Origin of the sequence: Embleya sp. NPDC005971 (genome assembly GCF_040629175.1) — a bacterium.
In the GTDB taxonomy this organism is placed as follows: Bacteria; Actinomycetota; Actinomycetes; order Streptomycetales; family Streptomycetaceae; genus Embleya.
In genome coordinates, this window is sequence record NZ_JBEXUX010000071.1 from 1 (window position 1) to 25,849 (window position 25,849).

The window sequence follows — 25,849 nt, forward strand, 5'->3', positions numbered from 1 at the left end:
CTTTGTGCAATTTTTTTGGTGGAGCCGCCCGCGAGTTAAAAAAAAAGTGGCCCCTCGCGAGCCGGCGCCAAAGGCGCCCAATAAAAAGCAGCGCTGCATCGCCGAAAGCCGCCCACCCCGCTCGCTCCGCTCGCGACCCGGCCCAACCGGCCGGGTCGCCCCGCGCCACAGCCCAATCCCTCCCCACCCCCGCGACCCAGCCCACGCGGACCAGTTCCACGCACGCCGCATGCCAAGCCCCCACTCCGCGACCCAGCCCGCCCCCGCCCGTCCCGCCGAATGCCAAGCCCACCCCACCCCTCCCACGACCAGCCCCACGACCCACCCCCACCCCAAATCCCCACTCACCCAAGCCCATTGCACCCCACCCCAACCAACACCCGCCCCACGCCCACAACTCAGGCCAACACCCCCGCCCCACCCCCGCCCCAAACCCCTCCGGCGTACTCCCACCCCCTCCCATCCACCTTCCGGCCGACCCGCCCATAGCCCCCACGGCTGACGTCGCCCCCAACGCCCGTCGATAAATTAGACCGACCAGTCGATCTAATATTCCAATCCACCCATCCGCCCACCCATCCGCCCACCCACCCTCATTGCCATCCCACCCACAGCCCACCACCGGAGACCCAATGAACACCACCCCCACCGGCACCCCCACTTCCACCCCCCGCCACCCCACCCCCCGCCACGCCGCCCACCCCACCCCTCACACCCCCACCCCCCACACCACCCACACCACCACCCACACCACCCCCCACGCCGCCACAGCCCAAGCCCTCACCAAGACCTACGGCCAAGCCGACACCCAAGTCCGCGCCCTCGACAACGTGTCCGTCGGCTTCCGCCGTGGCGAGTTCACCGCGATCATGGGCCCCTCCGGCTCCGGCAAGTCGACGCTGATGCACTGCATGGCGGGTCTCGACCGGATCTCCGGCGGCTCGGTACGGCTGGGTGACGTCGAACTCGCCTCGCTCGACGACACCGCCCTCACCCACCTGCGGCGTGACCGACTCGGCTTCGTCTTCCAGGCGTTCAACCTGCTTCCGACCCTGACCGCCCTGGAGAACATCACCCTGCCGCTGGACATCGCCGGTCGACGGGCCGACCCCGAGTGGTTGGACAAGGTCATCGAGACCGTCGGCTTGGGCCACCGCCTCGACCACCGGCCCGCCCAGTTGTCCGGCGGCCAACAACAGCGCGTCGCCTGTGCCCGTGCCCTGGTCGGACGGCCCGAGATCATCTTCGCGGACGAACCGACCGGCAACCTCGACTCGCATTCGGGCACCGAGGTCCTCGAATTCCTGCGCGCCTCGGTCACCGAGGCCGGTCAGACCATCGTGATGGTGACCCACGACGCCGTCGCCGCCTCCTACGCCGACCGCGTCCTGTTCCTCGCCGACGGGCGCATCGTCGACGACATGCCCGCACCCACCACCGACCGGGTGCTGGAACGCATGCGCGCGTTCAACCGCAAGCCGACCACCCCCACCGCCACCACCTCCGTCCCCACCAAACCCGCCATCACCCCCGCTACGACCACCCCCGCCACGACCACCCCGGATCCCACCACTCCCACCGCCTCCTCCCTCCCCCTCTGAAGGACCCGACCGTGCTTCGCACTTCCCTACGCAACCTCGTCGCCTACAAGGTGCGTCTCGCCCTCACCGCGCTCGCGGTCGTCTTCGGCGTGGCGTTCGTGGCGGCCGTCCTGGTCTTCGGCGACACCCTCAAGCAGGCCATGACCGAGGCCGCGCTGCGTGATCACCGCGGTATCGCGGTCGACGTCCGCGGTACCAAGCACGCCGTCGAACACCTCCAGATACCGCCCCTGGACGAACCGCTCGCGGCCAAGCTGCGCGCGCTGCCGGGCGCCGCGTCGGTCACCGGTCACGTCACCGGCTTCACCGCCGTCGTCGACCGCGACGGCAAACTCGTCCGGAAGAAGGCGAATGCGACCGGCACCAACGCCGTACCCGGCCGCGACGGCAAGGACCCCCGCTACACACTGACCGCAGGCCGGCTGCCCGCCAAGGCGGGCGAGGTGGCGCTCGACGACGCGACCGCCAAGGCCGCCGGTTACCGGGTCGGAGACCGGATCCGGATCGTCGCCCGCGGGCCCGTCCTGGAGCAGACCGTCGTCGGCGTCTTCGGTACGGACAGCGCCGCCGTCGAGGCCGGCGGCTCGCTCACCCTCCTCGACACCGCCACCGCGCAGGGGCTCTACCTGGAGCCCGGCGTCTACGGCGAACTGCGCCTGAACGCGAAACCCGGGACCACGCAGGAACAACTGCGCGCCGCGGCGGCCCCGTTGGTCCCCTCCGGTGCCGAAGCCCTGACCGGCGACACACTGCGCCGAGACGACCGGGACAAGGTGCAGAAGGAGATCGCGTCGCTGCGCACGCTGCTCCTGGTCTTCGCGGGCATCGCGCTGTTCGTCGGCAGCTTCATCATCGCCAACACCTTCGCCATGCTCGTTGCCCAACGCACCCGCGAACTGGCCCTGTTGCGCGCCATCGGCGCCACCCGCGAGCAGGTGACCCGCTCGGTGATGTTCGAGGCCCTCGCGGTCGGCGTGGTCGCCGGACTCGCCGGATTCGTGATCGGCATCGGACTCGCGGTCGGCCTGCGCGGCATCCTCAACAACATCGGCGCCGACCTCACCCCGGGACCGACCGTCGTCACCGGCGCGACCGCCCTGTGGAGCCTGGCCGTCGGCATCGGCGTCACCCTGCTCGCCGCCTGGCTGCCGGTACGCCGAGCCGCCAAGATCCCGCCCGTCGCGGCGCTGCGCACGAACCTGCCGACCGGCGCCGCAAGTCTGCGTCGTCGTAACATCGCCGGCGTCCTGACCGTCGTGCTCGGCGGGATCGTGCTGCTCGCGGGCATCAAGGGCTCGGCGACCGGCAACGCCAAGGTGTTCACCGTGATGGGCGGCGCGGGAATCGTCCTGGTCGGCATCATCGTGCTCACCCCGCTCATCGCCACGCCGGCGGTGCGGCTGTTCGGCGCGCTGCTGCAACGCGTGCATCCGGTCGAGGGCCGGCTCGCGTACCAGAACGCGGCCCGCAACCCGCGGCGCACGGCCGCCACCGCATCCGCCCTGATGATCGGCATGGTGCTGGTGACCTCGTTGACCATCTTCGGCACGTCGCTCAAACAACTCGTGGACCGCACCCTGTCGAAGGGCATCACCGCCGAGTTCGTGCTCAGTTCGTCCTCCGACGGGCAGACGCTCACCCCGGAGATCGCCGCCACGGTCGCCAAGGTGCCGGGTGTCACCGCCGTCAGTCCGGTCCGCTCGGCGCAGGTGAGCGTCGACGGCAAGGAACACCAACTCACCGCCGTCGACCCGGCGAGCGCGTTCTCGGTGCTCACGACCAGGTTCACCCAGGGCGGCCCGCAATCCCTGGCGACGGGACTGCTGGTGTCGAAGCAGACCGCCGACGACCGCAAGTGGCGCGTCGGGACGCCGGTTTCGGTCACCTTCCCGGACGGGCGGCAGAGCCGGCTGTCGATCGGCGGCATCTACGACGAGGCGCCGCTGCTCGGTGGCCTCACGGTGTCGTTGCAGACGCTGACGCCGCATGTCGACGTCGTCGGCGACGACTTCGTACTCGCGAAGGTCGCGCCGCAGCAGCGGGACACGATGCGCGACACGCTCCGCAAGGCGGTCGGCAACAGCCCGGCGATCAACGTGCAGACGGCGAAGGAGGTCCGCAAGGACTTCAACAAGCTCTTCGACATCATGCTCAACATCGTCTACGGGCTGTTGTCGATGGCGATCGTCATCGCGGTGCTCGGCGTGGTCAACACGCTGGCCATGTCCGTCTTCGAACGTACCCGCGAGATCGGCATGATGCGTGCCATCGGGCTGGACCGGCGGCGCACCCGACGGGTGATCCGCCTGGAGTCCCTGATCATCTCGCTCTTCGGCGGCCTCCTGGGTGTGGTCCTGGGTCTGCTCGCCGGGGTCGGCGGGGTCAAGGGCATGGCCCGCTCCACGAAGGACCTGACCGTGGTGATTCCGTGGGACCGGGTGCTCGTCTTCCTGGTCCTCGCCGCGATCGTCGGTGTGCTGGCGGCGGCCTGGCCGGCCCGGCGCGCGGCCAGGCTCGACGTGCTCACCGCGCTGCGTACCGATTAGCCGGGCATCCGACCGGCGGTCCCGGCCGCGCCGTCCACGCGACCGGGACCGCCTCCCCGCATGTCATGACCCGACTGACGCCGACAGGCGGAACGACCGTGCTGCGCTGTGCCGTTCCTCGCCGAGTGCCGGTTGCCCACCAACGGCCGAGCGCCGGTCGTCCACCATCGGCCAAGTGCCGGTCGTCCACCAGCCATCGAGTCCCCGGTCGTCCACCAGCGGCCGAGTGCCGGTCATCTACCAGAGGTTGCTGCCCGGCACCGGGGGCACCGGGATTCGGTCGAGGACGGTGCGGAGTGCGGAGGCCAGGCGTGGGTCGAAGGCGTCCGCCAGGTTGGCCAGGTTGCGAGCCTGCCCCGGGTCCAGGTCGACCCGCCAGGGTCGGCCGGGCGGCGGCACGCAGCGGGCGATCGCCACCCGCAGGGCGGTGTCCGGGCCGGACTCCGCCCAGATCTTGGCTTGGGTGACGCTCTGCGGGATCGGCGAGCCCGCCTCGATGGTGACGCCGATGGTGCGGTGGTGGAGCCGGGCGGCGGCCTGCGTCTCGACGTCGAAGTGCCCACGGCACCAGGACGGACAACCTTCACGCAGGATGGGTTCGATCGGATGATCCGACATGATTTCCCTGTTCGGGCACGATGCCGCGTGCCCCGAGCGGCCCCCCGCCGTGTCGGCATGGACAGGATACGAGTGCCGGGCCCGCCCGGGAAGCCTCTCGGCTCGGGTGGATCGGGCACATACGTGAGTTGCGGGGTGCGGGCGGACGCGAAAGCGTTCGCCCGGCTCACGCTCGGGGCAGTTTCGCGACCACCGCGGCGCCGAGTCGGTCGGTGGTGGCGCACAGTTGCTCCCGGGGTTGCGCCGCGTAGACCTCGATCTGGACGAGTTCCACGATCGGGTGGGCGGCGTTGGGATATGTGCGATGCACGACACGGATCGTGCACAGGTCCCGGTCCGCTTCGCCGGGTGTCACGAACGCCCGGCGGTCCGCGATTGTTTGCGGTCGGCCGATGTCGGCCGGGAGCGGCTCGCGTTGGTAGAAGCGCAGGATGATCGCGGTCTTGTCGACGGTGCTGTGCCATCGGCATTTCCAGTCGCCGAAACCGGCGTTGGGGTGTTGGGCGTCGATCGTGGGCATCCGGGCGAGCGCGGCCGGATCGAGCAGCGCGCACGCGTCGAGTCGGATCAACGAGGCGTCCCTCGGCGCGGACGGGCGTCGGGGGATGGGACCGCGACCGAGCACGTCGATCGCGTGCGTGGTGACGGCGTCGGCCATGCCGCACAGGTCGACCGGCTCGCTCGCCAGGTTCGAGATGGTCACCTTGACCACGTAGCCGTCGGGGAGTCGGAGGATCCGGGGGCACTCCCGCGCGTCGTCGGCCCCTTCGATCAAGGTGATGTCACCGATGCGCCGGGTGCGCAGTTGTGGGCCCAACTCCTGGCCGCCCTCGGTGAACGACAGCTCCGCGTCGGCCACGCGCCGGTCCTCGGCGCCGTGTACGAGCAGGTCGCAGCGCCGGAAGCCGCCGAGCGCCGAGTCCAGCACGGTCCGGCCGAAGCGGGTCAGGGAGGCGGGATCGAGCAGCGCGCACGGATCGACGGTGCGTTCGTCGCCGACAAGGATCGTTCGGGCGGCGGCCGGCGTGGGCGCCGGTTTCGGGTCGATGAGCGGCGACCAGGCGAGAACTCCCACCGTGACCAGTGTCGTTGCCCCGACCACGAGCGGCCACGGCCGTCTCGACGACTGCGGGCGCCGGCGCGGAATGGGCAGGAACCGGAACGGCGGCCGGACGCCCGAGGTGGTGTCGGCGGCCGGCATCGGCGTGCCGAAGTCGGTCACCGGCCCGGGGACGATCCCGGTTCGCGGCCACGGCGTGGTCGTGTCGTGCGGCGAGGTCAGGGCGCGCAGTCTGGCTGCCACGTCGGCCGGCCCGGGCCGACGCCCGGGTCGTACCCGTAGCAATTCTTGCAGCAGCTCGCTCAGTTCCCCGGAGGCGACGGGTTTGTCGATGCGGCCTTCGCGGGCCCGACGCCATTGTGTGCGCGGGTCGTCGGCGCTGCCGTATGGCCCCTGCCCTTCGAGGACGGCGAACAACGACGCGCCGAGCGAGAACATGTCCGAGGCTCGACCGACTTCCCGGCCTCGGGCCACCTCGGGTGCGAGGTAGCCGGGCTTTCCGTGCAGGGCCCGGTCCCGGGGCCCGGTACCCGCCGCTCCCAACGCCCGCGAGATGCCGAAGTCGGCCAGCTTGCCCGTCCCGTCCACGGTCACCAGGATGTTCTCCGGCGTCACGTCCCCGTGCACGACGGAATGCGCGTGTACCTCCCGCAACGCCTCCGCGATCTGCCACCCGATCGACGCGACCCACGCGGGCGTCGGGCGTTGCCCGGGCCGCGCCATGCACTGCCCGAGGCTGCGTGATTCGACGTATTCCATCACCAGCCACCACGTATCGTGCTCGACCACCAGGTCGAACACCGTGACGATGTACGGACTGTCGAAGCTCGCCGCGATGGCCGCCTCGTCCCGGAGTCGTCGCACGCTCTGCGGATCGTTGACCCGCGCGCACTTGATCGCCACCGGGCGCCGCAACAACTCGTCCCACGCCCGCCAGACGATGCCCATTCCGCCGGCACCGATCCGTGCCAGGAGGCGATACCGGCCATTCCCCACTGTTTCGACACCCACCACGGGCAACCCCTGTCCCACCCTGTGCGGTTTCTTCGACACGGAGCGTACTCGCGCACTCGCGGGCCGGTGCCGCGGTTGACGGATGTGCACCCCGAAGTGCCGCCGTTCGTCACCCCCCGCACCGCACCGCACCGCACCGCACCGCACGACAGGGCACGGCACCGGATCGGAGCCTCGGCGTCGGATGATCGGTTGCAGCAGGTGAGCCCGCTGATCCGAGCCACCCGGACGGGGTTGTCGCCGGCGCTTGGGTTGCGACGGCCGGCGAGTGGGCGAAGAGTTGGTCCTGTCGATACGTGTGCACCGTTGAGTCCTGGTCTCCGGTGAACGTGCGCCGCCTCAGTGGCAGAGCCGAGCCGACAACGGCACATCAGCCCCTCGGAACACACCTGGAATGACCATGTCCAAAACCGCGCGACGACAGATCTCCCGCGTCCTGGGTACCTCCTGCCTGGCGGCCGCCCTCGCGTTGCCCACCGCTGCGGCCGCCGCGGCGGCCACGCAGGCTCCCGCCCGACAGCACACGACCGGTGTGCCCGCCCAGACCCCGCCACCGCCGCCGCCGCCGTACAAGCCGCCCGCGTCGGAGCCGAACAGCCCCGCGCCCAACACGCCCAAACCGGTGCAGCCGAACACCCCGAACACCCCGGCGTCCCCAGGTTCGCAGGCGCCGAAGTCACCCGGCACGCCGAGTTCGGGTGGGTCGAGCGGGCCCGCCACCGGGTCGCCCTCGAAGTCCCAGGCGCCCACTCAGAGCCCGGCGCCGGCGGACGCCAAGAAGGAGGCGGAGGCGAAGATCGCGGCGTTGAACGTACCGGAGGACGTGAAACAGAAGCTCAGAGACGGGTTGAACAAGGCGTTGAACGCCATTCAGGACCCGAAGACCCCAGCGGCGGACAAGGCTCAGTACACCCGCATCGTGAACGAGATCAACAACACGCTGAAGGTGATCCAGAGTCCGACGACGTCGCCGGCGGACAAGGCGACCTACACGAAGCTGGTTCGGGGCATCAACGAGGCGGTCCGGCTGAGTCAGGATCCGAAGGTCCCACCGGCGGACCGGGCGGTCTACCGGAAGCTCGCGGACGAGCTGGCCATAGCCACGAGGGCTCTGCAGAATCCGACGCTGCCGCCGGACCAGAAGGCGTTCAACACGAAGGTCCTGGAGGCGATCAGCGACGGGCTGCTGGCCATCCAGAATCCGACGACGGCGCCGAAGAAGAAGGAGGACGTGGCGCAGGTGCAGAGGGCCCTGCAGGAGAGCAGCGAGGCGCTGCGCACGATTCAGGACCCGAACGCGCCGCAGCAGGCGAAGGACGCGGCCAAGAAGACGCTGGACGACCGGGCGGCCTCGCGGCAGAACCCCAAGTACCTGGAGTTCCTGGCGGAGGTCAAGCGCTACAACCCGTCCGACGCCTGTCTCGCGGCGATCGACAGCCGTACCGCGCAGGCCGGTTGGCCGGATGGATCCCTCTGGGGTCTGACCGACGAATCGTGCTCCGACACGTTGACCACGGCGGCGAGCGACAACAGCAGCCGGTGGAACGCGCTGTTCCTGTGCGTGCGGGACAACGCGTTCTCGACGTGCTCGGTGTACATCCCGCAGGACTGACGGGGCAGCGCCGACGGGGCGGCGCCGACAGGTTCGAAATCGCGCCGCGCAAGCGTTCCGGTCTGTCCGGAACGGTGCCGGGACATGCCGCCCGACCAGGGCGGACAGTCTCGACGCTGTTCGGGACAGGCCGGAGCCGTTGTGTGTGCCGGGCGTGTTCGCCCAGGCTCGGTCGTGCCCCGCCGGTCGGGTGGGGCGCTTCCGGTTCCACCGCGTCGGCCGACGTCGACGCGGCTTCAGCGAAGGGGTACATCCATGACCAAGCTCGTGCAGGCGATCGCCGATCGCCTCGTGGAACGGTTCGTTCCCGCAGGTACGGCGAACGCGGTCGCCTGCCACAAGGCCGGCTCGAAGTGCATCAACGGCAGTTGTGCCGGTCAGAGCAAGTACACCCAGTACCGGATGAACTGCGACGACGGCAGCTACTACTACGCGTACGGCCACTGCGGCTGCTGACGCCGACCGGTCGGCCGAGTTCTCGCGCACGGTCGCGGTCTCGGCACCCACCGGAACAGTGAGGGGTGTCGGTGGTCTCCCACGCGGGTCCACCGGCACCCCTGTGTCCTCGTTCGAGTCTTCGGTGCGAAGGGAGTTCCGCGTCATGGAGTCGGCCGCGATGGCCTGCCGGGCCCTGCTCGTGGTGGTGTTCGCGGTCGCGGTGGTGAGCAAACTGCGTTCCGCGGCATTGTTCGCGGCGTTCGTGCGCTCGGTGCGGGCGTTCGTCGCGTTGTCGCCGCGCCGCGGCCGTGCGGCGGCCCGCCTGGTCGCCGGGGCGGAGGCGGCCGCGGTCGTCCTGTTGCTGTCGCCGGGACCGGCGGCGCTCGTGGGGTTCGCGCTGGCGGGCTGCCTGCTCGCCGCGTTCACCCTCGCGATGGCGGCCTCCCTGCGGCGCGGGGTCCGGGTGTCGTGCCGGTGCTTCGGGGCGTCCGCGACCGACACCGGTCCGCTGCAACTCGCCCGCAACGGCTTCCTGGTCGTGGTGGCGATCATCGGCGCCGTCGGGACCTCCCGGGGCCTGCCGGACGCGCCGGGCGCACTCGCGGTGACCGTCGGCATCGGACTGGTCGCGGGTGTCGTGGTGACCGTCCTCGACGACATATCCGAGTTGTTGCGCGACGCCTTCCCCGTCGCCGTCCGGAAAGGGCAAGGGTGACCATGCCGTATCTCATCGCGGCCGTCGTGCTCGTCGGCGCGTTGTGCCTGCTCGACCTCCTGCTGACCGTGGGCCTGGTCCGGCGACTGCGGGCCGAACAGGCCCGGGGGCCACACCCGTCCGCGCAACCGATCGACGACGACGGCATGTTGCCGCCGGGAGCGCTGGTCGGGGCTTTCGAGACCCACACCCTCGACGGCCGGCCGCTGCGCAGGCGCGACCTGGACACCGGGACCGTGGTGGTGTTCATGTCGCCCGGGTGTCCGCCGTGTCACGAGAAACTGCCGCGTGTGGCGGCGGCGTTGCGGGCGACTCGCGCGGAAGCGGCCCTGGTCGTCATCGCGGGCGGGCCGGCCACCGACCCGGATACCCGAGGGATGATCGAGGAACTGGCGCCGGTCGCCCGGGTCGTGCACGAATCGATCGACGGGCCGGTGACCGAGGCGTTCGCGGCCCGCGCCTTCCCGGTGATGTGTCGAGTACGCGCCGTGGGGGACGAACTCGTGGTCGAGGCGGTCGGCGATCGGGTATTGCCGGCCCTCGTGCCCGCGGCCTCGTGAGCACGCCGGCGACGTCGACGCCGGGCCCGCGACGGCTGGCCGCGGTGTTGCGGGCGGCGACCGGCCTCGCCTTTCGGGCGGCGCCCCGGCAACTCGCGGCGCTGACCCTGCTGACCGCCCTGGGCGCGGTGTTGCCCATCGCCGCCGCGTGGACCGTGCGGGCGGTCCTGGACCGGCTCGCCGCGGGCGGCGGAATCGATGCGGTCCTGGCGCCGGCCGCGCTGCTCGCCGCGACCGGAGTGGCCGCCGCCGCCGTGCCGCACCTGGCCCAGTACATCCAGGCCCAGACGCAACGCGCGACCGCGCTGCGCGCCCAGGACCGCCTCTACCGGGCCGTCGACGACCTGACCGGCCTGAGCAGGTTCGAGGACCCGCGCTTTCTCGACCGGTTGCGGCTGGCCCAGCAGGCCGGCGGCATGACGCCGACGCAGGCGGTCAACAGCACGTTGGGGGTGCTGGGCGGTGCGCTCACCATCGGCGGCTTCCTCGGCTCGCTCGTGGTGCTGAGCCCGCTGTTGGCGACCGCCGTGCTCCTGGCCGGAGTCCCGGTACTGCTCGGCGAGTTGGCGATGAGCCGCCGTCGGGCCGCGATGCTCTGGGAGATCGGGCCGGCGGAGCGCCGCGAGATGTTCTACTTCCAACTGTTGACCAACCTGCAGGCGGCCAAGGAGATCCGGCTGTTCGGCATCGGCGGCTTCCTGCGCGGGCGCATGCTCGCCGAACGCCGCCGAGCCGACGCGGCGAAACAGGCGGTGGACCGCCGGGAGTTGGCGATCCAACTCGGCCTCGGCGTGCTCGCCTCGGTGGTGGCCGGGCTGGGCCTGCTGTGGGCGGTTCGGGAGGCGGGACGGGGCGGCATCAGCATCGGTGGCGTCGCGCTGCTCGTGGCCGCGCTGCCCGCCGTACAGACGGCACTTGCCGCGCTGGCCAACGACATCGCCGGCGGGCATCAGGCGCTCCTGCTCTTCGACCACTACGTCGTGGTCCGGGAGACGAAGGACGACCTGCCGGTGTGCTCCCGCCCGGAGCCGGTGCCCACGCTCGGGCACGGCATCGAGCTGCACGACGTGTGGTTTCGCTACGGACCGGCCCATCCCTGGGTGCTGCGCGGGGTGAACCTCAGCATCCCCGCCGGGAGTTCCGTGGGATTGGTCGGACTCAACGGCGCGGGCAAGACGACGCTCATCAAGCTCCTGTGCCGGCTGTACGACCCGGACCGGGGCCGGGTGTCGTGGGACGGGATCGACCTGCGGGAGTTCCACCCGGCCGAGTTGCGCCGGCGGATCGGGGCCACCTTCCAGGACTACATGGAGTACGACCTCACCGCCGGCGAGAACATCGCACTCGGCGACCTGGACCGGCTGACCGAACCGGACGCCGTCGAGCGGGCCGCGCGCCTGGCCGGCATGCACGACGCGATATCGCGCCTGCCCGACGGCTACCGCACCATGCTCAGCCGGATCTTCTTCTCCGAGGAGGACCGGGACGACCCGGGCACCGGCGTGGTGCTCTCCGGTGGACAGTGGCAACGCATCGCCCTGGCCCGGTCGTTGCTGCGCGCCGACGCCGACCTGCTGATCCTGGACGAACCCAGCTCCGGGCTCGACGCCGAGGCCGAGCAGGAGATTCATCTGCGGCTGCGCGAACACCGCGCGGGCCGGACGAGCCTGTTGATCTCGCACCGGCTCGGTGCACTGCGCGACGCGGACCTGCTGGTGGTGCTCGAAGACGGCCGGATCGGCGAACAGGGCACGCACGACGAGCTGATGCGGGCCGGCGGGGCCTACGCCCGGTTGTTCACGATGCAGGCCGGCGGTTATCGGCGCGGATCCGACGACATCCCCGACTCGCTCGTCTCCTGAGGAGGTACTCCCGTGTGGCTGCCGCGCGGCAGGCTGGTGCCGGTGTTGGTCGTGGTGTTCGGGGCCGCCCTGGCGGCCCGGCGCCGGCTGATCGTGATCACCGTCGCCGGTGCCAGCATGGAACCGACGTACCGCAGCGGCGACCGGGTGTTGGTGCGCCGGCCGGGCCGGCGCGGGCACGCCGACCCGGCCGCCGGGCGGGTGGTGGTCGCCGAGTGGCGACCACCCTCCGGTGACCCGCCGGGGGAGCCGGGCCCGACGCGCGCGACGTCCGGCCGACCGGCCGTTGGTGCGCCGCCGCAGGCCCGGGGCCGGATGATCAAGCGGGTCGTGGCCGGCCCCGGCGACCCGGTTCCGCGGGGCCTGGGTCCCGCGCTCGCCGCCGAGGCCGGCCGGCCGGTACCGCCACACCGGTTCGTCCTGTTGGGCGACAACGCGGCACACAGTCACGATTCCCGCCGGCTCGGCTATCTCGAACGCGCCGACCTCCTCGGCGTGGTCGTGCGCAGACTCCACACCCGCCGCTGAGCGGCCGCCGGCTCAGCGGTGTCGGAACGACGGCGGGCGCTTCTCGGTGAACGCCGCCATGCCCTCCTTCTGGTCCGCCGTCGCGAAGGTGGCGTGGAACAGCCGCCGTTCGAAGCGCACGCCCTCGGCCAGGGTGGTCTCGAAGGCGCGGTTGACGCTCTCCTTGGCCATCATCGCGATCGGCGTGGACATGCCCGCGATGGTCGCGGCGGTGGCCAGGGCCTCGGTGAGCAGGTCGGCCGCGGGCACGATGCGCGAGACCAGGCCGGCGCGTTCGGCCTCCTCCGCGTTCATCGTGCGTCCGGTCAGACACAGGTCCATCGCCTTGGCCTTGCCGATCGCGCGGGTCAGTCGTTGCGAGCCGCCGATGCCGGGGATGACGCCGAGCTTGATCTCGGGCTGGCCGAAGACGGCGGTGTCGGCGGCGAGCAGGATGTCGCACAACATCGCCAGTTCGCACCCGCCGCCCAGCGCGTAGCCGGAGACCGCCGCGATGGTGGGCTTGCGGACGTCGCCGAGTCGGTCCCACGCGGAGAACCAGTCGGAGAGGTAGACGTCGAGATAGTCGTTGGGTTGCATCTCCTTGATGTCGGCGCCCGCGGCGAACGCCTTCGCGGACCCGGTGATCACCAGCGCGCCGACGTCGGGGTCGCGGTCGAGGGTGGTCGCGGCGTCGACCACTTCGGCCATCACCCGCAGGTTGAGGGCGTTGAGTGCCTTGGGACGGTTGAGCGTGATCAGCGCCGTGCGCTCGTGCCGCTCGACCAGGATCGTCTCGTACTCGGTCATGCGGGGTCGTTCCCTTCGGCGGTGGCGGTGGCGCCGGTCTGCTCCCGGATGGCGTGGACGACGGCGGAGAAGTCGCGGTCGGCGCCGCCGTTCTCGGCGAAGGCCGCGTATATCTCGGCCGCGTGCAGGCCCAGTTCGGCCGCCACGCCGCCGGCACGGATCGCGTTGGCGGCCAGCCGCAGGTCCTTGGCCATCAGCGCGCCGGCGAACCCGGGCCGGTAGTCGTGGTTGGCCGGACTCGCCGGAACCGGCCCGGGTACCGGGCAGTTCGTGGTCAGTGCCCAGCACTGCCCGGAGGCGGCCGAGGCGACGTCGAACAGCGCCTGGTGCGAGAGTCCGAGGTGCTCGCCCAGGACGAACGCCTCGCTCACCGCGATCATCGTGGCGCCCAGGATCATGTTGTTGCAGATCTTCGCGGCCTGTCCGGCGCCGGGCGGCCCGCAGTGCACGACCCGCCGGCCCATCGCGGTCAGCAGCGGCTCGATCGCGGCGAAGTCCGCGTCGTCGGCGCCGACCATGAAGGTGAGCGTGCCGGCGACCGCGCCGACCACACCACCGGAGACCGGCGCGTCCAGGGCGCGGCGACCGGATTCGCGCACCGCGGCGTGCGCGGCGTGCGCGTCGGCGACGTCGATCGTGGAACAGTCGACGAACACCGCGTCGGCCGGCGCGGCGGCCGGCAGCGCGTTCGGGCCCCGGTAACAGTCCAGGACGTGGGTGCCGCTGGGCAACATGGTGATCACCACGTCCGCGTCGGCGACCGCCGCCGCGGGTGACGCGGCGATCCGCACACCGTGGTCCCGGGCCGGCTCCAGCGCCTGCGGGGCCAGGTCGAAGCCGGTGACGACGTGTCCGGCGGCGACCAGGTTGGCGGCCATCGGGCCGCCCATGTTGCCCAGTCCGACAAAGGCGACGCGGGTGGTCATCGGCCGGCCTCCGCGGTCGTGAATTCCGGACCCGAGGCGCCCTCGGCCGGTGCGCGGAAGAATCGGTCCACGTCCTCGGGCCGCACGGCGTCGAGCGTCGGGGGCGACCAGCGCGGGGCGCGATCCTTGTCGATCACCTGGGCGCGGATGCCCTCGGCGAGGTCGGGCGTTCGCAGCGCCGCGCTCGACACCCGGTACTCCTGCGCCAACACGGCCTCCAGCGAACCGAGTTCGCGGGCCCGGCGCAGGCTCGCCAGGGTCACCTTGAGCGCGGTGGGCGACTTGGCGCGGATCTGCTCGGCGGCCTGCCCGGCCGCCGGATCCCCGCTGTGGTCCAGGCGATCGAGGATCTCCTCGACACTGTCGCCCGCGTAGCACGCGTCGATCCAGGCGCGCCGCTCGGCGAGTTCGCCGGTGGGGGCCGGTTCGGCGAAGCGCGCGAGGACGTCGGCCGGTTCGCCGGTGGCCAGCGCGTCGAGCATCGCGTCCAGCCGATGCGAGGGCACGAAGTGGTCGGCGAGGCCGCAGGTGATGGCGTCGCCGGGGCCGATGGCGGAGCCGGTCAGCGCCAGGTGGGTGCCCGACTCGCCCGGGGCGCGGGCGAGCAGGTGGGTGCCGCCGACGTCGGGGACGAATCCGATGCCGGTCTCGGGCATGGCGACGGTCGAGCGTTCGGTGACGATGCGCAGGCCGCCGTGCGCGGAGATGCCGACCCCGCCGCCCATCACGATGCCGTCCATGACGGCGACGTAGGTCTTGGGGTAGCGGGCGATGCGGGCGTTGAGCCGGTACTCGTCGCGCCAGAAGTCCAGACTCGCGGTGCCGCCGGAGACGGCGTCGGCGTGGATGGCGCGGATGTCGCCGCCCGCGCACAGCCCGCGCTCGCCCGCGCCGGTGATCGCCACCAGCCGTACGTCGTCGTCGTGTTCCCAGGCGGTCAGAGCGGCGTCGATCCGCGACACCATGTCGTGGGTGAGCGCGTTCAGCGCCCTGGGCCGGTTCAGCACGATCCGGCCCAGGGCCGCCTGCCGGTGGGTCAGTACCGGATCCTGGTCCGTGGTCGGGGTCATCGGGCCGCTCCGATCAGTCCGCGCGCGACGATCACGCGCATGATCTCGTTGGTTCCTTCGAGAATGCGGTGCACCCGCAGATCGCGAACGATCTTCTCGATGCCGTAGTCGGCGAGGTAGCCGTATCCGCCGTGCAGTTGCAGTGCCCGGTCGGCCACCGAGAAGGCGGTGTCGGTGGCGAACCGCTTGGCCATCGCGCACAGTTGCGAGGCCCTGGGGTCGCCCTCGTCGAGCGAGGAGGCGGCGTGCCACACCAGCGTGCGGGCGGCCTCCAGTTCGGTGGCCATGTCCGCGAGTTGGAAGCGCAGGGCCTGCGCGTCGATGAGCGCCGAGCCGAACGCCTCGCGGTCGGTGAGATGGCGCACGGCGGCATCCAGCGCGGCTTGCGCGCCACCCAACGAGCAGGCGGCGATGCCGATCCGGCCGCCGTCGAGGGCGCCCATCGCGATCTTGAACCCGTCGCCCTCGGCGCCGAGCCGGTGGCCTGCGGGCACCCGCACGCCGTCCAGGATCACCTGGCGGGTGGGCTGGGCGTGCCAGCCCATCTTGCGTTCGTTGGGCCCGAAGGACAGCCCGTCGGCGTCGCCCTGCACGACGAACGCGGAGATGCCGTCGGCGCCGTCGGCGCCGGTGCGCGCCATCACCAGGTACACCGCGGCGGAGCCGGCGCCGGAGATGAACTGCTTGACGCCGTGCAGGAGATAGTCGTCGCCGTCGCGGGTGGCGCGGGTGCGCAGCGCGGCGGCGTCGGAGCCGGCTCCCGGCTCGGTCAGGCAGTAGCCGGCCAGATCTCGCATCGAGCACAGCCCCGGGAGCCAGCGGGCGCGCTGCTCCGGCGTACCGTGCCGGTCGATGGTCGCGGCGACCATGTTGTGGATCGAGTAGTAGGCGGCGATGGTCGGGCAACCGCCCGCCAGCGCCTCGTGGATCAGCGCGGAGTCGAGCCGATCGAGCCCCGAACCGCCCGCGTCCTCGCGGACGGTGATGCCGCCGAGGCCGAGGTCGGCGCCCTTGCGCAGGACGTCGACGGGGAAGTGGCTGGTGCGATCCCATTCGATCGCGTTCGGGGCGAGGTGTTCGCGGGCGAAGTCCCGGGTGGTTTCGACGATCGCGAGCTGGTCGTCGGTGAGCGTGGTCACCGGGTCAGTCCATCGTGGGGATGTCGAAGTTCGCGCTCTCGCGCGCGGTCGAGGGCCAGCGCGAGGTGATCGTCTTGGTCCGGGTGTAGAAGCGGATCGAGTCGGGCCCGTGCTGGTTGAGGTCGCCGAATCCGGATCGTTTCCAGCCACCGAAGGTGTGATAGGCCACCGGCACCGGGATGGGCACGTTGACGCCGACCATGCCGGTGTTCACCCGGCGGCCGAAGTCGCGGGCTGTGTCGCCGTCCCGGGTGAAGATGGCCACGCCGTTGCCGTACTCGTGCTCGCTCGGCAGCCGCAGCGCGTCCTCGTAGGAGGCCGCGCGGACCACGGACAACACCGGGCCGAAGATCTCCTCGCGGTACACCCGCATCGAGGTCGTCACGTGGTCGAACAGCGACGCGCCGACGAAGTAGCCGTCCTCGTGGCCGGGTACGCGCACGTCGCGGCCGTCCACGAGCAGCTTGGCGCCCTCGGCGACGCCGATGTCCAGGTAGCCGTGCACCCGATCGAGCGCGTCCCGGCCGACCAGCGGGCCGAAGTCGGCGTCCGGGTCGTGCGAGGGGCCCACGCGCAGCGTGGCGATCCGGGCGACGAGCTTTTCCACCAGCGCGTCGGCGGTCTCCGCGCCGACCGGAACTGCCACGGAGATGGCCATGCAGCGTTCCCCGGCGGAGCCGTAGCCGGCACCGATCAGCGCCTCGACGACCTGGTCGAGGTCCGCGTCCGGCATCACGATCAGGTGGTTCTTGGCGCCGCCGAAGCACTGGGCGCGCTTGCCGTTCGCGGTGGCGGAGGTGTAGACGTACTCGGCGATCGCGGTCGAGCCGACGAAGCCCAGGGCCTGTACGCGCGGGTCGGTCAGGAGTGTGTCGACGCTCTCCTTGCCGCCGTGGACCACGTTCAGCACGCCGGGCGGCAGGCCCGCCTCGACGAAGAGTTCGGCCAGGCGCAGTGGCACCGAGGGGTCGCGCTCCGAGGGCTTGAGCACGAACGCGTTGCCGCAGGCGATGGCCGGCGCGATCTTCCACAGCGGGATCATCGCCGGGAAGTTGAACGGGGTGATGCCGGCGACCACGCCGAGGGGTTGGCGCATCGAGTGCACATCGATGCCGGAGCCCGCGTTGTCGGTGAACTCGCCCTTGAGCAGGTGCGGGATGCCGGTGGCGAACTCCACGACCTCCAGGCCGCGTTGCAGGTCGCCGTGGGCGTCGGCGATGGTCTTGCCGTGCTCGGCCGACAGCAGCCGGGCCAGCGACTCGCGTTCGGGTTCGACCAGTTGCAGGAAGCGGGCCAGGACTCGGGCGCGCCGCTGCGGGTTCCAGGCGGCCCACGCGGGTTGGGCCTGCTCGGCGTCGGCGATGGCGGCCAGGGTGTCGGCGCGATCCGCGAGCGGAACGCGTGCCTGTACTCGACCGGTGTTGGGGTCGTACACGTCGCCGAACGCGCCGGATGCGCCGGGGACGTGCTTGCCGCCGATGAAATGGGAAAGTTCGCGGACCATGAACGACCTGTCTCTCGTCGGGTGCGATCCGGAGGTCGGGGCACGACCCGGGTGCGCAACGTCGGCGCGGGTGCGCGTGGTTGCCCGGTGCGGGTCGACGTCGAAGTGGTCAGGAAAACCTGGTGGGTTCGACGTTCGCAGGATCATCCGGGGCGAGGGCGCGGACCGGTGTCATGCGTGTTTGCTCCATCCTCGTGGACAACACGGATATACCCGCGGCCGGTATCCTGACTTCCGGATCGACGCACGATGCCCGCCTTCCCGGCCTTCGCCAGTGGCTTGGTGCTGCGGCAGCGCACTCCCCGGTCACAGTGGCGGGACCATGCCGGATTCACACCGACTTCCCTGCACCGCGGACCTTGTAGTTGAAGACGATATAGTCGGACGTCCTAGTAAGTCCAGTGCCGGCCGTGACCCGACGGCCGGCGTTCGAGGGCGAGTCCGGTGACGAGTTCCGAGGTGACCCGGATCCACACCTGATCCTCGCCGAGGCCGTCGAGGTCGGGCAGCAGACGATCCAGGTGGGCGACGACGTGCGGATCGCCGACCCGGGAGGCGTGTCCGGTCACGGTGCCCGTCCAGCCGGTGCGGGTGGCCCGGTCGACGTGGTCGGCCTGGAACGCGACCACCGCGTCGTGCGCGGCCTTCGCGAGCGAGGAGTCGAGCGGGGCCCGGAACACCACACACTCGCGATCGACGGCGAACGCCACCAGGTGCACGGCCGGCAGCGCGCCCTCGCTCACCACGACGCGTCCCAGTCGGGCGTCGGCCATCAACCGCAACGCCTCATGGCGACCGAGGGGACGTTTCAGCACGGCGTCTTCGCTCATTTCCAACCCTTTGGCCCGCCCCCGACCGGGGGCCGGTCCGGCCGCTTCCCCGGGCGATGGGTGCGGCGGCCGGGCCGACCTCGGCTGCGCACGAAGCAGGTACGGCCGGGCTCGACCGCGCTCTCCGTGCGGGCCGACCCGGTGGGTCGGCCGCACCTCCGACTCTGCTCCCGGTCCGTGCGGTCGAGCAGGGCCGTTGGGCCCGGTCGGGTTCGGCGAAGGTCCTCGGCCGGCTGGGGATCGGGGAGCAGCGGTCCCCGCGGGACGTCGAGGTCGCAGGGCGTGCGCTTCGGGGGAGTGCGCCCTGCCGGTGCTTCCGTGCTCCGTCCGATGCGCGCGTCGGCGGCCGAGCGGCCGGGCACGGATGCACACGCGACACCGGGCGCCCCGCCCGCCGCCGCCCCCGGGCCCACCCACTTGATCCACCCGTCCGGCCGCCGTGCGGCTGCCGGACGCCTGCCAGGAATACGAGGAAACGATGACCGACCTCGAATCGCCGCGCGTGCGCTGCAGCGCGGCCCCCGGCGGCCGCCCCGGCCGCCGGCCGAAGCGTGGACACGGCGTTCCCGCGGGGGATTTACGCACGCCCGCGACCTACGACCCCGAATACCGGATCTGGATGGTCGCCCACCTGGCCCGCCTACTGGACCGAGGCCCCGACCCGGTACTGCTGAGCCTGGGCCGCGGCACCGGGCCCGTCGAAGCCGAACTGGCGCGCGCCGGGCACCGGGTGCTCGCCGTGGACGTGCCACCGGAGGCCGTCGACCCGGCCCGCCGCCAAGGCGTCGACGTCGTGCGTGCGGACGTCCCGGACCGGACGTTGCCGAGCGGTGCCCGGATCGTCGTCTACGCCGACGGCCTCGGCTGCCGGCCGAACCACCCGACCCGGGGCCTGCGTTCGATCCTGGAACGGGTCCGCGCCTGGTCGCCGGCCGGCACCGGCGGCCTGGTGGTGGCCGACGACCCGCCCCGGGCCGGCCGGGCCCTCGGGAAGGTCCCCGGCCTGTCCTGGCTCGCCGCCCTCGCGCTGGCCGACGAAGCCGAACTGGTCGGCTTCCGGGACGTGACCGCCGCCACGATCGGCTACCTGCACCCCCGGACCGGCCCGCGCGAGCGCGCGATCGTCACGGCCCACCACTGAACACCGCCCGGCGCGCACCATCGACACCGCAACACCGGCCCGGGGCTACCGCGACAGCGCCGCCCGATAGGGCCGGAAGAACGCGCGCAGCTCCTCCGCGTACAGCTCGGGCTCCTCGAACGCCGCGAAGTGCCCGCCGCGCGGGGGCTCGGTCACTCGCACGACGTTCGTCATGCGCTCCAGCCAGGCCCGCGGCGGGCGCACGACGTCACCGGCGAAGAGCGAGAATCCGGAGGGTACTTCCACCCGCCGGGCGTGCTGCGCGAGCGGGATCGCGGCGTTCGCCCGGTACATGCGCATCGACGAGCCGATCGTCTCGGTGAACCAGTACAGGGAGAGGTTCGTGAGGATCTCGTCCTTGGTGAAGGACCGCTCCACCTCGCCGGCGCAGTCGCTCCACCCCCGGAGCTTCTCGACGATCCACGCGGCGAGCCCGGCCGGCGAGTCGTTGAGTCCGACGGCGGCGGTCTGCGGCTTGGTGCGGTGCATCGCGGCGTAGGCGCCCTCGGTGCCGCCCCAGGCGATCGCCTCGTCGAGCCAGGCGCGTTCCTCGGGCGCCAGGTCCGCCGGGTCGCCGGTGAACACGGGCAGGCCCGCGTCCGTACGGTGGACGGCCACGACCCGGTCGGGGTGGTCGAGCGCGAGGTAGCGGCTCACGTGGCTGCCCAGGTCGCCGCCGGCCGCGCCGAAGCGCGGATAGCCCAGGATGTCCATGAGTTCGGCCCACAGGCCGGCGACGGCGATCGTGTCGAGTGCCGCGCCGGTGGGGCGGTCGGAGTATCCGAAGCCCGGCATGTCCGGCACCACCACGTCGAACGCGTCGGCGGGGTCGGCGCCGTGCGCGCCGGGATCGGTGAGGAGCGGGATCACCTTCGTGTAGCGCCAGAACGAGTCCGGCCAGCCGTGGCCGAGCACCAACGGCAACACCGGCCCGGTCGGCGCGACCGCCCGGGCGTGCACGAAGTGGGTCCGAAGACCGCCGAGCGGCACCCGGAAGCGGGGCAACCGGGCGAGTGCCGCCTCCTGCGCGGGCCAGTCGAAGCCGTCCGCCCAGTAGGCGAGGAGCTCGCGCAGGTAGTCGAGATCGGTCCCGAGCGCCCACCCGGCCTCCTCGGGCGTATCCGGCAGGCGCGTCGCGCGCAACCGCGACCGCAGGTCCTCCGACGCCGCGGGCGCGGTCTGCGAGACGAAAGGCTCGGGGCGAGGCAGGGCATCCGACATGGAACGCATGCTAACCGGGCCCGGAGCGTGAACACGCCCACCGGTGGCGCAACATCGGCCGCGCCGCCGGTGGGCCGGGTATGTCTGGGGGCCCACGCTCTCGAACGAAACGGACCCCACGTGCGCATCCGACTGTCGCGTCCGCCCCGGATCCCGAAACAACGTCCGCGCCGCACCGGGCCGGCCCGGCGCCGGGCCCGACTCGCCGCGGTGACGGCGGCGACGCTGCTGAGCCTGACGGCCGCCGCCCCGGCGCCGGGCACCTCGATCCCGACGCGATCGCCCGCTTTCGCCGACGTCGCGCAACCGGCGCCGCCCTTCGCCGAGACCCTGACCCCCGAACTGGTCGCCCTGATGCAGCGACTGCGCGTCCCCGGCGCGATCGTCTCCATCCGCACCCCCGAATGGGGCACCTGGACCACGACCCTGGGCACCGGCAACCTGGCCGACGGGACCCCCATCCGCACCGCGGACCACATGCGGGTCGGCAGTATCACGAAGACCTTCACCGGGACGATCATCCTGCAACTCGTCCAGGCGGGACGGTTGTCCCTGGAGGACCCGGTGGCCGCCTTCCGGCCGGACGTACCCGACGGGCAACACATCACCATCCGGCAACTGCTGCAAATGACCAGCGGTCTGTACAACTACAGCGAGGATCCCGGCTTCAACCGCACGCTCGACGAGCACCCGCAAACCGTGTGGACCCCGGAGGAACTGCTGGCGATCGCGTTCGCGCATCCCGCGTACTTCCCGCCCGGGGGCGGGTTCCACTACTCCAACACCAACACGATCCTGCTCGGACTGATCGCCGAGCAGCTCACCGGGCAGCCGCTCGCCGAGCTGTTCCGCCAACGCGTGTTCGAGCCGCTCGGCATGTCCGAGAGCAGCCTGGCGAACGACTCCGGGCTCCCGCTCCCACACGCGCACGGCTACGAGTTCATCGGCAACGTGGCGAGCCTGACCGCGCCGGTGCTCACCGGCAAGGACGCGGCCTGGGCGGACTGGTCGGCCGGCAACCCCAAGGACGTCACCGACGCGAACCCCTCGTGGGCCTGGTCGGCCGGCGCCGCGGTATCCACCCTCGACGACCTGCTGCGCTGGGCCCCGGCCCTGGCCACCGGCGCCCTGCTCGACGCGGAGCTGCAGCGCGAGCGGTTGACCTTCGTGCCCACCTCCGACCGACCCGGCGCGCCCGGCTACGGGCTCGCGATCGCGAACTTCGGCGGATTCCTGGGCCATGACGGCCAGTTGCCCGGCTACAACAGCTTCGTGGGGTACAACCCGCAGTCCTGCGCGACGGTCGTGGTCCTGGTCAACCTCAACCAGTCGCCGGACGGCAACGCGCCGGCCGACGAACTCACCAAACTCGTCTTCTCGAAGGTCTTCCCGGGCACGGCCACCTAGCCTCGCGCCCCCGGTGACTCGGGGGCGAAGGCGGAACCGGGTGCGGGCGCGCAGGCCCGCACCCGCGATCCGTGCGCGCGGAACCGCCCGGTTACCCGGGGTGGACGTCCAACGCGTGCTCACCCGTGCGGAGTTCGCCGTCCGCGCCGAGCAGCGCGGCGCGCGTGTCCGGTGCCGATGCCCGCCAGGTGGGGCGCAGCCCGAGCAGGAAGGCGTGTCGGTACGCGGAGGCGATCGCCGCCGCTCCCGCATCGTCCAGCACCTGCGTGTCCATCAGGTCGAACGTCACCGCGACGACGTCGTCGCTCAACGCGTTGATGCGCGCCACCAGGTCCTTGCGCAGGCGATGCGCGACGGACGCGTCCACGATCCTCGGTACCACCACCCGCGCACGGCCCTGCTCCACCAGACACTCACAGTCCCAGGTGTCGGTCACTGTCTCCCCCATCCCCATCCCACGTCGAAGAACACGCCCGCAGGGGCGGGCCGTTCCGCTTCATCGAGTCCACCGCACGCCGGGAGTCCGCGCACGGTCCGATACGCAAACGAGACAAAAACGAGGGAATCACCGGACCCGGCGACAGCCGGCCGCCCCGGCCCCGGCGCCTGCACCTCCGGTGGACGCCGAAGCGTAGCCGGAGGCGGATCACACCGCCATGCGAATCGGCCGGCAATTGTGCTGCGGGCATGTGAAATCGGCCTCGGTGCAGGCCCGTCGCCCGGTTGCCGTTCGACGCCGGTGTCACCCCGCGTGGTCCGCCGGCCACTCGTCGCCGCCCTCCCAGGCGACCCGGTCCCGGTCGGCCGGATCGAGGCCGAGCCGCGCGGCGAGGTCGTCCAGTTCCCGGCGGGTGTGCAGTTGTCGGTAGGTGCCGTCGGCGAGCATCACCAGCCGGTACGAATCACCCGGGCGATACGCCTCGACGACGAGGTCGAAGCGGCCGTGCGCCTTGTCGCTCATGCCTTCCACGGTCGCGCACCCCGGTTCGTTCGGCCACCGCCGCCGGCCCCGGGCGGCCGGCGCGGCTCCAGCGGACGCGTGATGCGATGCCCGGTGCCATCCTGAGGAGAGTGCACCTCGGGCGACACCGGGACGTTCTCCGAGCGGTGGAGGTGTCGGGGATGGGTGGAGCGGGGCGAGTGGCGCGGCTGGTCTGTGGCCGGCGCAGCAAGTGGATCATTCTCGTGCTCTGGATCCTGGTACTGGCCGCGGCCGGGCCGGCCGCGAGCAAGTTGATGGACGCGGAGAAGAACGACGCCTCCGCGTGGTTGCCCGGCAACGCCGAGTCGACCAAGGTCGTCGACCAGTCGAAGGCGTTCCTGCCGCAAAACGTCACCGCCGTCGTGGTGTTCGCCCGCGACTCGGGCCTGACCCCGGCCGACGACGCGACGATCGCCGCCGACGCCGCGCGGATGCGCACCCTCGACGACCACGGGATCCTCGGCACCCAGGTGCAGGGTCCGGTTCCCGACCGGGCCGGCGACGCGCGCGCCGCGCTGATCCTGGTGCCGATCACCTTCGGCGAAAACGGCTGGAACAGCATCGCCAAGGCCGTCGACGACCTCCGCGCGATCGTGAACGCCAACCCGGACACCGGACTTGAAACGCACATCACCGGCCCCGCCGGTGTCGCCGCCGACAGCAGCGACGCGTTCCAGGGCATCGACGGGACGTTGCTGTTCGCGGCCCTGGGCGTGGTCGTGGTGATCCTGCTGTTCACCTACCGCAGCCCGACCCTGCTCGTGATCCCGGTGGTGTGCGTGGTCGGCGCGCTGGTCGCCGCGCAGGCGGTGGTCTACGTGCTGGCCCGGCACGCGTCCCTGGTGGTCAACGCGCAGAGCGCGGGCATCCTGACCGTCCTGGTCTTCGGCGCCGGCACCGACTACGCGCTGCTGCTGGTCGCCCGTTACCGGGAGGAGTTGCGCCGACACGAGGACCGGCACGAGGCGATGGCGCTCGCCCTGCACCGCGCCGGCCCCGCGGTGATCGCCAGTGCCTCGACGGTGATCGTCGGCATGCTCTGCCTGCTCGCCGCCGAGATGAACTCGACCAACGGTCTCGGGCCGGTTGCCGCGGTCGGTGTCGCGGTGGCTCTGTCGGCGATGCTGACCCTGTTCCCGGCGGTGCTGCTGATCGTCGGGCGGTGGATCTTCTGGCCGGCCATCCCGCACCTGGGTTCGCCCGAGCCGACGGAGACCGGCCGGTGGGCCCGGATCGGGCGACGCATCGCCCGCCGGCCGCGTGCCGTGTGGATCGGTACGTCGGCGATCCTGGCCGCACTGTCCCTGGGCCTGTTGGCGCTGAACGCCACCGGGCTCACCACCGCCGAGAGCTTCACCGACAAGCCCGACTCGGTGGTCGGCCAGGAGGTCCAGGCCCGCTACTTCCCGGCGGGGACCGGGCAGCCGCTCCAGGTGATCGCCGACACCGGTGCGATGGACGGCGTTCGCGCGTCGCTGGCGGGGGTCTCCGGCGTGGTGCCCAACAGTGTGCGGGTGCCGCCGGGCGTGCCGGCGGAGCGCGACGGGCGGTCGTACGTGGAGGCGACCCTGGTCGACGCCGCCGACAGCGGCGCGGCCCGCGACACCGTCGACGACGCCCGGGCCGCCGTGCACGCGGTGCCGCAGGCCGACGCCCTCGTGGGCGGCGGTACCGCGGCCCAACTCGACAGCAACCGGGCCTCGGCCCGGGACCAGCAGTTGCTGATCCCGGTGATCCTCGCGGTGGTGCTGGTGATCCTGGCGCTGCTGCTGCGTGCCCTGGTCGCACCGGTCGTGCTGATCGCCACCGTGGTGTTGTCCTATACCGCGGCGCTGGGCGTCAGCGCGCTGGCGTTCCGGCACCTGTTCGACTTCCCCGCCGAGGACACCTCGTTCCCGCTGCTCGTCTTCGTCTTCCTGGTCGCGCTGGGGATCGACTACAACATCTTCCTGACCACCCGGGTGCGCGAGGAGAGCATCCGCGGCGACACCCGTACCGGCGCGCTGACCGGGCTCGCCGCGACCGGCGGCGTGATCACCTCGGCCGGCCTGGTCCTGGCCGGCACCTTCGCGGCCCTGGCCACGCTGCCGATCGTCGGCTTCACCGAGATCGGCTTCGCGGTGGCGCTGGGTGTCCTGCTGGACACGCTGGTGGTGCGTTCGGTCGTGGTCACCGCCCTGATCCTGGACCTGCGCGAGCGCATGTGGTGGCCGAGCGCCCTGTGGCGCAGGGACGCCCGGCGCACCTCGGCGCCGCCGAGCCACCGACGTCCGTGAGGGCTCGGCG

The 25,849-nt window shown here is 71.8% G+C and carries 22 protein-coding genes and 1 riboswitch; of the genes, 11 read left to right on the plus strand and 11 right to left on the minus strand.

Annotation, left to right across the window (positions count from 1 at the left end):
* Window positions 1-632 precede the first annotated feature (632 nt).
* Window positions 633-1,601 (plus strand): ABC transporter ATP-binding protein, encoded by a 969-nt coding sequence (locus tag ABZ374_RS39720; protein WP_360321417.1) that lies wholly within the window; start codon window positions 633-635, stop codon window positions 1,599-1,601.
* 11 nt (window positions 1,602-1,612) lie between these two features.
* On the plus strand, window positions 1,613-4,147 hold the full coding sequence (locus ABZ374_RS39725; RefSeq protein ID WP_360321420.1) for an FtsX-like permease family protein: 2,535 nt from the start codon (window positions 1,613-1,615) through the stop codon (window positions 4,145-4,147).
* 237 nt (window positions 4,148-4,384) lie between these two features.
* On the opposite strand, the gene ABZ374_RS39730 is transcribed toward ABZ374_RS39725, so the two are convergent.
* Entirely contained in the window at window positions 4,385-4,765 is a 381-nt protein-coding gene (locus ABZ374_RS39730; protein ID WP_360321423.1) for a hypothetical protein, read from the minus strand.
* Between the two features lie 166 nt (window positions 4,766-4,931).
* Complete coding sequence (locus ABZ374_RS39735) at window positions 4,932-7,001, minus strand: serine/threonine-protein kinase (RefSeq protein ID WP_360321426.1); 2,070 nt, start codon at window positions 6,999-7,001, stop codon at window positions 4,932-4,934.
* A 232-nt stretch (window positions 7,002-7,233) separates the two neighbouring features.
* Here ABZ374_RS39735 and ABZ374_RS39740 point away from each other — a divergent pair, with 232 nt between their 5' ends.
* The 6 genes from ABZ374_RS39740 (at window position 7,234) to ABZ374_RS39765 (ending at window position 12,554) form a co-directional block, all read left to right on the plus strand.
* Window positions 7,234-8,451, plus strand: a complete 1,218-nt coding sequence (locus ABZ374_RS39740) for a hypothetical protein (RefSeq protein WP_360321429.1) — start codon at window positions 7,234-7,236, stop codon at window positions 8,449-8,451.
* A gap of 255 nt (window positions 8,452-8,706) precedes the next feature.
* Entirely contained in the window at window positions 8,707-8,907 is a 201-nt protein-coding gene (locus ABZ374_RS39745) for a hypothetical protein (protein WP_360321432.1), read from the plus strand.
* A gap of 145 nt (window positions 8,908-9,052) precedes the next feature.
* Window positions 9,053-9,604, plus strand: coding sequence for a MauE/DoxX family redox-associated membrane protein (locus ABZ374_RS39750; protein WP_360321435.1), 552 nt, complete (start codon window positions 9,053-9,055; stop codon window positions 9,602-9,604).
* 2 nt (window positions 9,605-9,606) lie between these two features.
* Window positions 9,607-10,164, plus strand: coding sequence for a hypothetical protein (locus ABZ374_RS39755; protein ID WP_360321438.1), 558 nt, complete (start codon window positions 9,607-9,609; stop codon window positions 10,162-10,164).
* Window positions 10,161-12,026 carry an ABC transporter ATP-binding protein gene (locus ABZ374_RS39760; protein ID WP_360321441.1) on the plus strand — a complete coding sequence of 622 codons (1,866 nt, stop codon included), beginning with the start codon at window positions 10,161-10,163 and terminating at the stop codon, window positions 12,024-12,026. Before ABZ374_RS39755 ends, ABZ374_RS39760 begins: the two co-directional genes overlap by 4 nt.
* A 12-nt stretch (window positions 12,027-12,038) precedes the next feature.
* A complete protein-coding gene (locus tag ABZ374_RS39765; protein ID WP_360321444.1) occupies window positions 12,039-12,554 on the plus strand; it encodes a S26 family signal peptidase in 516 nt (171 codons plus the stop codon).
* Between the two features lie 12 nt (window positions 12,555-12,566).
* Here ABZ374_RS39765 and ABZ374_RS39770 read toward each other — a convergent pair whose 3' ends face one another.
* From ABZ374_RS39770 to ABZ374_RS39795, 6 genes are all read right to left on the minus strand, one after another.
* On the minus strand, window positions 12,567-13,343 hold the full coding sequence (locus ABZ374_RS39770; RefSeq protein ID WP_360321447.1) for an enoyl-CoA hydratase: 777 nt from the start codon (window positions 13,341-13,343) through the stop codon (window positions 12,567-12,569).
* Window positions 13,340-14,269 (minus strand): 3-hydroxyisobutyrate dehydrogenase, encoded by a 930-nt coding sequence (mmsB, locus tag ABZ374_RS39775; protein WP_360321450.1) that lies wholly within the window; start codon window positions 14,267-14,269, stop codon window positions 13,340-13,342. The genes ABZ374_RS39770 and mmsB overlap by 4 nt, the downstream gene beginning before the upstream one ends.
* Entirely contained in the window at window positions 14,266-15,339 is a 1,074-nt protein-coding gene (locus tag ABZ374_RS39780) for an enoyl-CoA hydratase/isomerase family protein (RefSeq protein WP_360321453.1), read from the minus strand. Before ABZ374_RS39780 ends, mmsB begins: the two co-directional genes overlap by 4 nt.
* Window positions 15,336-16,478 (minus strand): acyl-CoA dehydrogenase family protein, encoded by a 1,143-nt coding sequence (locus tag ABZ374_RS39785; protein WP_360321456.1) that lies wholly within the window; start codon window positions 16,476-16,478, stop codon window positions 15,336-15,338. Before ABZ374_RS39785 ends, ABZ374_RS39780 begins: the two co-directional genes overlap by 4 nt.
* Window positions 16,479-16,482: 4 nt before the next feature.
* Complete coding sequence (locus ABZ374_RS39790) at window positions 16,483-17,982, minus strand: CoA-acylating methylmalonate-semialdehyde dehydrogenase (RefSeq protein WP_360321459.1); 1,500 nt, start codon at window positions 17,980-17,982, stop codon at window positions 16,483-16,485.
* A 199-nt stretch (window positions 17,983-18,181) separates the two neighbouring features.
* A riboswitch (cobalamin riboswitch) is annotated at window positions 18,182-18,352 on the minus strand.
* A gap of 19 nt (window positions 18,353-18,371) precedes the next feature.
* Window positions 18,372-18,812 carry a pyridoxamine 5'-phosphate oxidase family protein gene (locus tag ABZ374_RS39795; protein WP_360321462.1) on the minus strand — a complete coding sequence of 147 codons (441 nt, stop codon included), beginning with the start codon at window positions 18,810-18,812 and terminating at the stop codon, window positions 18,372-18,374.
* Window positions 18,813-19,290: 478 nt separating this feature from the next.
* On the opposite strand from ABZ374_RS39795, the gene ABZ374_RS39800 reads away from it, so the two are divergent.
* Window positions 19,291-19,953 carry a hypothetical protein gene (locus ABZ374_RS39800; RefSeq protein WP_360321465.1) on the plus strand — a complete coding sequence of 221 codons (663 nt, stop codon included), beginning with the start codon at window positions 19,291-19,293 and terminating at the stop codon, window positions 19,951-19,953.
* Between the two features lie 45 nt (window positions 19,954-19,998).
* Here ABZ374_RS39800 and ABZ374_RS39805 read toward each other — a convergent pair whose 3' ends face one another.
* Window positions 19,999-21,174, minus strand: a complete 1,176-nt coding sequence (locus tag ABZ374_RS39805; RefSeq protein ID WP_360321468.1) for an epoxide hydrolase family protein — start codon at window positions 21,172-21,174, stop codon at window positions 19,999-20,001.
* 120 nt (window positions 21,175-21,294) lie between these two features.
* On the opposite strand from ABZ374_RS39805, the gene ABZ374_RS39810 reads away from it, so the two are divergent.
* The gene (locus ABZ374_RS39810; RefSeq protein ID WP_360321471.1) at window positions 21,295-22,581 is read left to right on the plus strand and encodes a serine hydrolase domain-containing protein; all 1,287 of its coding nucleotides are present in this window, start codon (window positions 21,295-21,297) and stop codon (window positions 22,579-22,581) included.
* Between the two features lie 91 nt (window positions 22,582-22,672).
* On the opposite strand, the gene ABZ374_RS39815 is transcribed toward ABZ374_RS39810, so the two are convergent.
* Window positions 22,673-23,029 (minus strand): hypothetical protein, encoded by a 357-nt coding sequence (locus ABZ374_RS39815; RefSeq protein WP_360321474.1) that lies wholly within the window; start codon window positions 23,027-23,029, stop codon window positions 22,673-22,675.
* A gap of 294 nt (window positions 23,030-23,323) precedes the next feature.
* The gene (locus ABZ374_RS39820) at window positions 23,324-23,542 is read right to left on the minus strand and encodes a hypothetical protein (protein ID WP_360321477.1); all 219 of its coding nucleotides are present in this window, start codon (window positions 23,540-23,542) and stop codon (window positions 23,324-23,326) included.
* 161 nt (window positions 23,543-23,703) lie between these two features.
* On the opposite strand from ABZ374_RS39820, the gene ABZ374_RS39825 reads away from it, so the two are divergent.
* Window positions 23,704-25,839 (plus strand): MMPL family transporter, encoded by a 2,136-nt coding sequence (locus ABZ374_RS39825; RefSeq protein ID WP_360321480.1) that lies wholly within the window; start codon window positions 23,704-23,706, stop codon window positions 25,837-25,839.
* The last annotated feature ends 10 nt before the right edge of the window (window positions 25,840-25,849 follow it).